Origin of the sequence: Actinoallomurus acaciae (assembly GCF_042429965.1) — a bacterium.
In the GTDB taxonomy this organism is placed as follows: Bacteria; Actinomycetota; Actinomycetes; order Streptosporangiales; family Streptosporangiaceae; genus Actinoallomurus; species Actinoallomurus acaciae.
In genome coordinates, this window is the sequence record NZ_JBHLZP010000884.1 from 2,104 (window position 1) to 3,450 (window position 1,347).

At 75.9% G+C, this 1,347-nt stretch carries 2 protein-coding genes; both read left to right on the forward strand.

Annotated elements, in window-relative coordinates; translation table 11 throughout:
- Positions 1 to 483 (forward strand): SAM-dependent methyltransferase (locus tag ACFFNX_RS48470; RefSeq protein WP_378213204.1); only part of this gene is annotated, 483 nt, incomplete at its 5' end.
- Positions 480 to 1,274, forward strand: coding sequence for a precorrin-4 C(11)-methyltransferase (gene cobM, locus ACFFNX_RS48475; protein ID WP_378213205.1), 795 nt, complete (start codon positions 480 to 482; stop codon positions 1,272 to 1,274). The genes ACFFNX_RS48470 and cobM, both read left to right, overlap by 4 nt.
- Positions 1,275 to 1,347 lie beyond the last annotated feature (73 nt).

A 1,347-nucleotide genomic window follows, 5' to 3' on the forward strand; every position in this document is an offset into this window, starting at 1 on the left:
ACCTACCTCGCCCAGTCCGTACGCCAGCGCGCGCAGGGCGTCGAGGTGGAGACCGTGCCGGGCATCACCGCGATGCAGGACCTGGCGGCGCGCTCGGGCACGGTCCTCACCGAGGGCACCGAGTCGCTCACCCTCCTGCCGCTCACCGGCGGCGCCGGCGGACTGCGGGCGGCGCTGGCGACCGGTGACACGGTCGTGGCGTACAAGTTCGGCCGGGTCGCGGACGAGGTGCTGGCCGCGGTCGCCGACGCCGGACGGCTCGGCGACGCGGTGTACGGCGCGCGGACCGGCCTGCCCGACGAGGACGTCCGCCCGGCGGCCGGGCTCACCGGCCCGGTGCCGTACCTGTCCACCCTGATCGTGCCCGGGCACCGTACGTCCCTGGGCGGGAAACTGACGGCGAGGGAGCCCATGACCGAGCGCTGCGAGGGGATCGAGGGCGCGTCCCCTGGGGGCGGTTCTTCGACGGGAGAGGGCGCATGACCGGCAGGGTGGTCGTCGTCGGTGCCGGGCCGGGCGCCGCGGACCTGCTGACCTTCCGCGCCGCGCGGGCGATCGCCGAGGCCGACGTGGTGATCTGGGCGGCGAGCCTGGTCCACGAGGACGTCCTGACGCACGCACGCGCCGACGCGGAGATCGTCGACTCGGCGGCGCTGCCGATGGAGGGCGTGCTGCCCTACTACGAGCGCGCCGCGGCCGAGGGGCTCACCGTCGCGCGGATCCACTCCGGCGACCCGGCGCTGTGGGGCGCGCTGCAGGAGCAGCTCGACCGCTGCGCGGAGCTCGGCCTGGCCACCGAGGTCGTCCCCGGCGTGTCGAGCTTCTCCGCGGTGGCCGCGGCGGTCGGCCGCGAGCTGACCATCCCCGAGGTGGCCCAGTCGGTCGTGCTGACCCGCCTCGGCGGCGGCAAGACGCCGATGCCGCCGGGTGAGGAGGTACGGGAGTTCGCCCGGCACGGCACGACGATGGCGCTGTTCCTGTCGGCGGCCCGGTCGCGGCAACTCCAGGAGGAGCTGCTGGAGGGCGGATACCCGCCGGAGACCCCGTGCGTGGTCGCCTACCAGTGCACCTGGCCGGACGAGCTGATCGTGCGCTGCCGCCTGGACGGGCTCGCCGAGACCACCCGCGAGCACCGGCTGTGGAAGCACACGCTCGTGCTCGTCGGCCCGGCGCTGGAGGCGGGCGGCACCCGCTCGCACCTGTACCACCCGGGCCACTTCCACGGTCACCGGCGTGCCGACCCCGCGGCGCGGAAGGTGCTCCGGGGTGGCTGAGCGGGCGCCGTACGAACCGGACCTGCCGCGGGCCATGACGGCCCGGCGGCAGGCCCCGCGTACGGGCCGGACC